We start from the raw sequence: 8,739 nt of genomic DNA, 5'->3' as shown, positions 1-8,739 counted from the left end.
GCCTGGCGCGGCGGTTATGCCGCTCGCCGCGCTCAAGGCGCCTCCGGCGATGGCGCTTCGCCCATCGCTGGGCGCAGAGCCCACAGCGGCGAACGCTTCGCCGCCGCTGCCTCCCCCCAAGCGCCGGCCACTCCCGCCGGCGCAGTCCAAAGCGCAGCGCCTGGCGACGCGCTTCGACCCAAGAGCGCTCATCGCCGCCTACATGCTGCTGGCGGCGACCATCATCATGCAGCATAGCTGGAGCGGCTTGCTGCTTGCCGGAGCGCTTGCAGCCGCGATATGGCTGCCGCTGCGCACTCAAATGCGGCCATGGCTCGGTTTTATTCGAGCCTACGCCTTAATCATTCTGCTCTTCGGTCTAGTAGCCGGAGCGCAGATCCAGCCCCTATCGTTTGATTGGGAGCAATCGGCACGAACGATGCTCCGCTTAGCGACGCTTTTTTGCGCCATGCTGCTGGGCTTGCCGATGCTGCTGCTGATGACGCCGCTGCGAATTCAGCGGGCGCTGGAGCAAACATTCGGCTGGCTGAGCCGGTTTAAAGTGCCGATCTCAGCGTTTACCTTGACCGTGACCTTAATCTTTCGATTTATTCCGCTGCTGCTTAAGGAATGGGAGCGCTTTGCCAAAATCGCCCATGCGCGGGGGAAGGCCCTTACGCCAGTCGGCGTATTGCCGCCCTCGATGCTGGCATCGGCGATTATTCCTTACATTCGTTCGATTTTGCGTATGGCCGAGCAAATGGCAGAAGCACTGGAAGCGAGAGGGATTGGCAACAATGAGATTCGTTCGACCCAAGGCTTTCGTTTGCGGTTTGGCCGTCAGGATGTACTGCTGCTCGGATCAGCGGTTATTGGCTCGGCCGTATTATATTTGTGGGCTACCCTTTAAAGCTTTTATGATCATCATGATTTATTGGCTTTCTATAAGATGATAGGGCTGAAGTGCTATTTAACTTCAGATTATAATTTAGAGGCAAGATATGTCACATTAAGATATAAGGAGCAGGGAATGAATATTAGAAAACTTGGTTCGAACGAAAATTATACAATGGATCTATTGCTGCTAGCAGATCCTTCTCAAAATCTTGTTGAGGAATACGTTAAACGAGGGGAGTGTTTTGTAGCTGAGGAAAACAATCAAATCATAGGCGTTTATGTGCTTCTGCCTACACGGCCTGAAACAGTTGAATTGGTGAATATAGCCGTTGTGGAATCGATGCATGGAAGAGGCATAGGAAAAATGCTCGTTTTGCATGCCGTTCAAACAGCCAAGGCTAGAGGATATAATACAATTGAAATCGGTACTGGAAATTCAAGTATAGGACAATTGGCTCTGTATCAAAAATGCGGTTTTAGAATAGTTGGTGTTGATTTAGACTTTTTCATCAGGCATTACTCAGAAGAAATTTATGAGAACGGGATTCAATGCAGAGATATGATTCGATTATCTAGATATTTAGATAAGTAAGCTAGAGTTGTATGGTTAGAAGATAAATCTGTTGTTAAGCCAAGGGAGCAACGATCGTTCAATCAAACAGCGGCAGTTGCCTAAGATATCATTTTCTCACTCAGGCCTGCCGCTTCATCTATGATTTGGGCTAGTCAACCCATCGAAATAAAATAATTTATCATTTATTCCCCGCTAATGTCCGCAGTCTTTATGCTAGTATCCCGTTCCTTCTTATACCACCACACGCAAAGCAGCGCTGCGGCAGTGCCAAGCAAGCCGCCGAACCAGAAGCCGCTGTTCATGCCCCAGCTGTCGTTCAGCCAACCGGCTAGAAAAGGGCCGGAAAACATTCCAATCGAATACACCGCTTGATAAAGGCCCATTGCAGTAGCTCTCCCGGCTGGTTGGACATCACGAATCGCAAGTCCGAGCAGCAGCGGCAAATGCAAGCCTTGGGCAAAGCCGTTTATCGCCTGCGTCAGCGCCAGCATAGCGAATGAATCTGTATAGGCAATGGCCACCGTACATATTGTGCTCAGCACAAAACCCATTCCAATCGTGACCCAATTGCCGAAGCGCGGGGCGAACCATTTGGCCGTAAACATGGATGCGAGCGCATGCGGCAGCATAAAGGCAAAAACAATTAAAGTCAGCCCATACCCGGTAATGCCCAGCGTCTCTGCCTTGAGTGGCGTAAAACCGAACATCGTTATGAACAGCACGCCATGTGCGAGAATGGAGAGCAGCGATACTTGAAGCAATAGCTTCGTACCGATAATGCTGCGCGCCATTGCGAGTGTCATGCCGACGCGCTCATGCAGCTGTTTCGGCGGTTCTTTTAAAAGCAGGCCTAGCACAAGCCCTACCCCGGCGATGACAGCCCCAGTAATGAAAGGTGCGGCATCTCCCCACATATCGGTCACTGTTCCGCTCATCAGCATGCCGAGCATTTGTCCGCTAACGATCATCACGCTAATGCTGCCCATCGCTCGTGCAGCATCCTCAGCAGCAAAATAATTGGCATACATGACTGTAAAAGCAACCCACGTCGAGGCGCAGATGCCAGCCATTGCCCGGCCTCCGAGCGGCCAAAGCCAGTGTCCTGGCACCAGAAACAGCAAGCAGCTTAACAGAGCAGTCACCATTCCCAGTATAATAAACGGCTTGCGCCTGCCGAAGCGGTCAGAGGCGACTCCAACGGGGAAACGTATGAGCATTTGAACAAAGCCATAGCTGCCAAGCACAATGCCTATCAGCTGCATCGACAAGCCGCGGCCGCTCAAAAAAGGCGATAACGTCGGTACATAAACGTACATCGACGTCCAGTATAATAGCGTAACTACAGTAAATACCAAACGCTGTGAAGCAGCAGAATGGGCCGGTTCAGAAGCTGACAAAGCAGTAGACATCGTTATAAAACCCCTTTCAACACTACTTTAGCCTATGATCATGCTCTTTGTCACCCATAAATATGGTTGTCTATTTGGGACGAATGAGCGTTAAAAGGGATCATTTCTCGCTTGGCTTGTTTAACTCCGCAGGCCTTCGTATGAAGATGGAAAAGCTGCCCGATATAACCGTGCCTATCTTTTAACCGCAGGCCAAAATCATTTTGAAAAAGGCAGCAAGTGTAATAAATAGGTTATGCTTAAGCCTGGGGTCGCTTTATGCGAACTAGGCTTTTCTTTTTCCTGCATTGGATGAATTATGTAAAATTATGAAACATTTTCGACGTTTTTTGCGTTAGGTAATAGGATGAGTACATAAAAAAATAGGGAGGGGTCTGTCTGTGAGTCGAATAGGTTTAAAATTAAAGCTTTTTATAATGATGATTATGATTGCCGGTTTATGCACAGTCCTTGGGACAACGGGCTCGAAAGCATATGCAGAAGCGGCAGGCATTGAGCTGAAAACGGAAGCAGGCTATCAGGGCAGTATGAAAATGGATAAAAGAATGCCTGCCCATCTTACGCTGACGAATCGGACGAATGCCGACTTAAAGGGCGAGGTTGTCATTTCGATTATTACGCCTTATGGCGGGATGACGACCGATTATGTCGTGCCGGTCGAACTGCCGAAAGAAACGCCCGTCGAGCTGACGGTTTCATTGCCAGGCACGCAGCTGGGCAAAGACAATAACAAAATCCGCTTTTTTGAAGGCGCATCAGCCGAAGGGAAGGAAGTAGCTTTCATTGGCAAAGCCTTTTTGGATAGCCATGGCACTTCCGATTACACTTTTGGGGTTCTTGCAAGCGATCCCGATACGTTAAATTTCATGCCTTCGCTGAATGTGCGAGGCTACCAAATTTCCGTAATGCCGCTTACGCGGGAGCAGCTGCCGAACGAAGCCTCGCTGCTCGATTATTTTGATGTTCTAGCCATTAATGATGTAGCGACTTCGGATTGGAGCGAGCAGCAGGTGGCAGCTATTACTGGCTGGATCAGCAAGGGAGGCACGCTTATTCTCTCTGGAGGCGCAGGCTACAGCAAAACAGCGAAAGCTTTTGCAGCTATTGCGCCAGTTGAGCCGGATGGCGGGACGGTGTCACAGCCGATTTCGCCTGAAATGGTGAACGCAGGTGAAGCAAAAAGCGCAAGTACAGGTGATATGACGCTGTCGACAGGCAAGCTTGCCGCTGGGGCAACAAAGCTGATAGGCGGGGAAACGCCGATTGCGGTGGAGCGCAAGCTGGGACTTGGCAAGGTGCTGTACATTGCTTTTGATCCCGCATTGGAGCCCATTGCTTCTTGGTCGGGAAGTGCCACGTTATATGCGAATTGGCTGCAAAGCTCGTTATTTCCGATGCAGCAGGGCTATATGAGCGGCAATAATGCATATTGGGGCTTTCAACAAATCGTAGATCAATTTCCTTCGATTACACCGCCTAATTTTGGCCTTTTACTCGTCATGTTTATCATTTATATGATTATTGTAGCTCCAGTGCTGTATTTGGTGCTGCGCAAGGCAGACAAGCGAGAGTGGTCGTGGTGGCTCATTCCGCTCATCTCCATTATTTGCGCTGTCGCTATTTTCTTCTTCGGTGCTGAAAATAAACGTTTTATGTCTACCCATACGGTTCAAACCGTGCAATTATCTGGCCAAGGCGACGGGGTTAAAACCGGTGCATTTTCGATCTTCGTTCCGAATGGCGGCGAAGTTGCTGCCCGCTTCGATGAAGCGCTTCCCCTAACGCCTTATGCATCAGGCAGCAGCACGGGCGACTTGAATTTGCGCAGCGACAGCAGAGTGGTGAGCATAGAAGGGCAAACGACAGCTGAATGGAAAAATGTAGAATATTGGTCGACACGCAAGGCCGTGTTTGAAAAAGTTCCCATGCAGGAGCAGGTCGGACAATTCAAGGTGTCTTACCAGAACAGCAACGGGCAAATGGAATATAAAATTAAAAATGACACCTTGAACGATTTAAATGATGTGGTTGTGGTGATGAACGGCAGCAGTTATTCAATCGGCGATTTAAAGCAAGGAGAAGAAGGTTCTGCGATCATTTCCAACAATCCCAACACGAATATGGGATATTTTAATTACGGCAGCATGATATTCCCGTATCAAAGCGGCAATCAGGATACTTTCAGCAGGCAGCGCACGCTGGTCGAAACGTATTTTAATATGAATTACAGTTCTTCGACCATACCAATGATTTACGGTCCGGTAATCATCGGATTCAGTGAAAATGAAGACCCGCTGTTTACCGTCAATAACACTAAAGTAAAAGCTGCTAATTTGACGATGTGGGTGCAAAGCTTGGGCGAGATGGAGCCGGATGAAAACGGCCGCCTTGTCGTGCCAGCAGGCTTCGTAAATCCCGTTATTATTGAGAAAAGTGTCAATCGAATAGAAAATTATGGTAACTCAACTTTTTCAATTGGGCAAGGTGAGCTGGTGCTGGAATACAGCTTCCCTGAGCGTGAACAGCTGATATACGACCAATTGGACATTCACCTCGACCCTTCCCAATCCGGGCAAAATTTGAAGTGGCTCATTTGGGATGAAGCGCAAGGCAAATGGATTAAAGTAGCAGCGGAAATGGACGATCCCTCAAGCTATCTCATTGACGGCTTCAAATTGCGGATGAAGCTGATCGTAAACACGGATCTCGAGACGAGAATGCCGCAAGTTGCAGTGGAAGGCGAGGTGGCGAAGCATGAATAAGGCGGAGCAGGCGGAAATACAAATGGAGCAGGAAGCAGGGCTTGTGCCCGAGCAGGAGCAAGCAGCCGTTCCTATGATTGAAATTAAAGGGCTTAGCAAGTCCTTCGGCTCTTTCCACGCGTTGAAATCGCTTGATTTGACGATTGCCAGGGGCAAAGTGTTCGGTTTTGTAGGGCCGAATGGCGCGGGGAAATCAACGACGATGTCTATTTTGGCTACGCTGCTGTCCCCTTCGTCGGGCTATGCGAAAGTGGATGGCTTTGATGTGACGAAGCATCCGGCAGAAGTGAGAAAGCGGATTGGGTATATGCCGGATTTCTTCGGTGTGTACGACCAGTTTAAAGCGGTCGAATATTTGCATTTTTATGGTGCCAGCTATGGTATACCCAAGACGGAACGGGAAGAGCTCATTCCGCAGCTGCTTGAGCTGGTCAATCTCAGTGACAAGCGGGATGCTTATGTCGATACGCTGTCGCGCGGCATGAAGCAGCGGCTGTGCTTGGCACGCTGCCTGGTGCATGATCCCGATTTGCTCATACTTGATGAGCCCGCTTCCGGGCTTGATCCTCGGGCAAGAATCGAAATGCGGGAAATATTGCTTGAGCTGAAGGCAATGGGCAAAACGATCATTATTTCCTCGCATATTTTGCCGGAGCTTGCGGAGATGGTCGACGAAATTGGCGTTATCGAGCATGGACAGATGATTGCTCAGGGCAATGTGGCGGATATCCAGAACCGGCTGCGGGTGAAGCGGATTTTATATATACGGCTGCTGGAGCGGCTGGACGAGGCTGAGCAGTTTTTGCAGGAGCAGCCGCATGTGACGCGCCTGATGCGCGATGAACGCGGCATACATGTTCATTTTAGCGGACAGGATCTCGAACAGGCTGAGCTGATCAGCGAGTTGATTGCTGCGGGTTATCGCATTATTTCGTTTAGTGAAGGACAGACGAATTTGGAAGATGTCTTTTTGGAAATTACGAAAGGAGGAGACGGCTTCGAATGAGAAACGATACAGTAAGCAAAGATTGGCGCAGCAAGCTGATTAATCCGGTGCTCGATAAGGAATTCCGTTTGCGGATGCGTACGCCGCGTACGATGTGGACGCTGCTTGCCTATTTATTCGCCATTGGGCTGTTTGCCCTTAGCTCCATTTATTTGCTTAATATGAGCTCGGGCAATGCGGCCTCGTTTAATCCGAGCGAAAGCCGGATGCTGTTTTATTTTCTCAGCTTCGTACAGCTCGGCCTCATTTCCTTTATGGCTCCGGGCCTGACGGCTGGCGTTATAAGCGGCGAGCGTGAGCGGCAGACGCTTAACCTGCTGCTTACGACGCAGCAAAGCTCAACGACGATTATCTTAAGCAAGCTGCTGTCTTCTCTAAGCTTTATGATTTTAATCGTCATTAGTACGCTTCCTGTATACAGCATGGTATTTCTGTTCGGCGGCATATCCCCGTCGCAGCTGCTGCTCATCTTTTTCTTTTATTTATTTTTGATGATCGTAATAGGGGCGTTCGGCATTTTGTTCTCCACGATCGTCAAGCGGACGATGATTGCTGTCATTTTGACCTATGGCGTGACATTGTTTTTGTACGCGGGCACGGCGCTCATTGGTTATGTAGCGATAATGGTATCTATGCAGGTTTCAGGATACAGCGGATCTAACGAATGGATCGCTCATATTTTTGCATGGAATCCAGCGGTGGCGATGTACAGCATTTTAGACCCTAATATAACCAGGGAAATCGTTTATTCGGGATCTGGATCAACAGCATCTGAACCGTTTCTGCAGCTATGGCAGGAGTTCATGCTCATTTATCTAGTTTTAGCTGCTCTAGCCATTTGGTTAAGCATTCGCTACTTGCGTCCACGCATGAAGTAAAACAGGAAATAAGGGATGAGAAGTCGGTATTAAATCAGGAGGGAACACGAATGGAGCCAAGCGGAAGCAGTCGGGCTAAAGAAGAGCAGCAGCTTCCTGAGCTGTTATTGCCGGTGCGCCTGAGATTGACGATGTTCACGATGTGCAAGCATGGGCTGAAAGGCTTGTTTATAGGCAGCTCGGCAGGCTTGCTGCTGCTCATGGCAAGCAGGCTATGGCCGCTGCTTCACGCGCGGCCAGCCGCTGTGGTTTTGGCGGCAGCGGGCCTGCTGGTGGGGCTGCTGTACGGCCTTTGGAGGCGCGCCTCGCTGCGCGATGCGGCGAGAGCGATGGATCGCCGCGACACGGATGATGCCGTGTCGACCGCGCTTGATGGATGGCTGCGCCCGGCTGGGCAGCCATCCGCTATTGTGCTGCTGCAGCGGCAGGAAGCCATCGCTGCAGCGAAAGCTTATGCCGCTATGCTGAGCAAGCGGCTGCCTTGGCCCGCATGGCCAGCGTGGAAGCGGGCCGTGCTGGGGGTTAGCGCGGTGTGGGCCATTTCCGCGCTTTTGCTCGTTTGGGAGAATCCGCTGGATCATTTGGCGGAGGAGCGGGCCGCCGAGCGGCAGCAGCTTGAAGAGCTGCGGGAAGAGGCGGCTGCGCTCGCGGAGGAAGCGGAGCAGGCAGATGTGCCTGAGGAGGCGAAGCAGCAGCTTGCCGAGCCGCTTGAGAAGCTGCGCAGCAAGCTGGAGGAAAATGACAGCGACATGGAAGCGGCGCTTGCCGAGCTGGCCGAGGCGATGCGCGAGCTTGAACAGACGGCGGAGCTGGCGCAGCAAACGGCGTCGCAGCTTGATGAGGCTGCGGAAGCGATGCAGCGAGAGCCCGCGCTGAAGCAGCTGGGGGCTGCGCTGCAGGATCGGCTGGAATCGGGCATGCGCGAAGCGATTAGCGATATGCGCTCGGAGCTGCATAAGCTGACGCCTGAGCAGAAGGAGCAGCTGGCACAGGCGCTGGAGCAGCTTGCGGGGCAGCTGCCGCAAGACAAGGAGGCGCTCGCGTCCGCAATGGCAGAAGCCGCAGAGCAAGCGCGCAATTCCGAAGCGGAAGATGACGCTTCGGGCGAGACGGGGGGCGGCGATGGCCTCGCCGCCCTGGAAGAAGCGCTGGCCGGCGAATTATCGCAGGCCCAGCTGGAGCAGCTGGCTAGCGCAATGGCGAGCCAGCTTGGGCAAAGCGGACAGCCGCTGGC

At 51.4% G+C, this 8,739-nt stretch carries 5 protein-coding genes and 2 pseudogenes; 6 read left to right on the top strand and 1 reads right to left on the bottom strand.

Going from position 1 to position 8,739, the window contains the following annotated elements; translation table 11 throughout:
- Both ABEW34_RS31650 and ABEW34_RS31645 read left to right on the top strand, forming a co-directional pair.
- A partial coding sequence (locus ABEW34_RS31650; protein ID WP_430165773.1) for an energy-coupling factor transporter transmembrane component T family protein occupies positions 1-889 on the top strand: 889 nt, incomplete at its 5' end.
- Between the two features lie 39 nt (positions 890-928).
- A pseudogene (locus tag ABEW34_RS31645) lies at positions 929-1,354 on the top strand (GNAT family N-acetyltransferase); the annotation flags it as partial.
- Positions 1,355-1,632: 278 nt separating this feature from the next.
- Here ABEW34_RS31645 and ABEW34_RS31640 read toward each other — a convergent pair.
- Positions 1,633-2,859, bottom strand: a complete 1,227-nt coding sequence (locus ABEW34_RS31640; protein ID WP_430165770.1) for an MFS transporter — start codon at positions 2,857-2,859, stop codon at positions 1,633-1,635.
- A gap of 380 nt (positions 2,860-3,239) precedes the next feature.
- On the opposite strand from ABEW34_RS31640, the gene ABEW34_RS31635 reads away from it, so the two are divergent.
- The 4 genes and pseudogenes from ABEW34_RS31635 to ABEW34_RS31620 all read left to right on the top strand — a co-directional run.
- Entirely contained in the window at positions 3,240-5,621 is a 2,382-nt protein-coding gene (locus ABEW34_RS31635; RefSeq protein WP_430165767.1) for a hypothetical protein, read from the top strand.
- A 73-nt stretch (positions 5,622-5,694) separates the two neighbouring features.
- A complete protein-coding gene (locus ABEW34_RS31630; protein ID WP_430165775.1) occupies positions 5,695-6,627 on the top strand; it encodes an ATP-binding cassette domain-containing protein in 933 nt (310 codons plus the stop codon).
- Positions 6,624-7,505: an ABC transporter permease gene (locus ABEW34_RS31625; RefSeq protein ID WP_430165764.1), complete on the top strand. Its 882-nt coding sequence runs from the start codon at positions 6,624-6,626 to the stop codon at positions 7,503-7,505. Before ABEW34_RS31630 ends, ABEW34_RS31625 begins: the two co-directional genes overlap by 4 nt.
- 50 nt (positions 7,506-7,555) lie before the next feature.
- Positions 7,556-8,739: pseudogene (locus ABEW34_RS31620) on the top strand (hypothetical protein); the annotation flags it as partial.

The sequence above is a fragment of the Paenibacillus algorifonticola genome (assembly GCF_050481745.1).
GTDB classification, from domain to species: domain Bacteria; phylum Bacillota; class Bacilli; order Paenibacillales; family Paenibacillaceae; genus Pristimantibacillus; species Pristimantibacillus algorifonticola_A.
Note: the sequence above shows the minus strand (reverse complement) of the source record. Positions and strands in the feature narration are given on the sequence as shown.

Coding starts and splice junctions, on each gene's coding strand:
- ABEW34_RS31625 (WP_430165764.1), top strand. CDS start 6,624: ATGAGAAACGATACAGTAAGCAAAGATTGGCGCAGCAAGCTGATTAAT.
- ABEW34_RS31630 (WP_430165775.1), top strand. CDS start 5,695: ATGATTGAAATTAAAGGGCTTAGCAAGTCCTTCGGCTCTTTCCACGCG.
- ABEW34_RS31640 (WP_430165770.1), bottom strand. CDS start 2,859: ATGTCTACTGCTTTGTCAGCTTCTGAACCGGCCCATTCTGCTGCTTCA.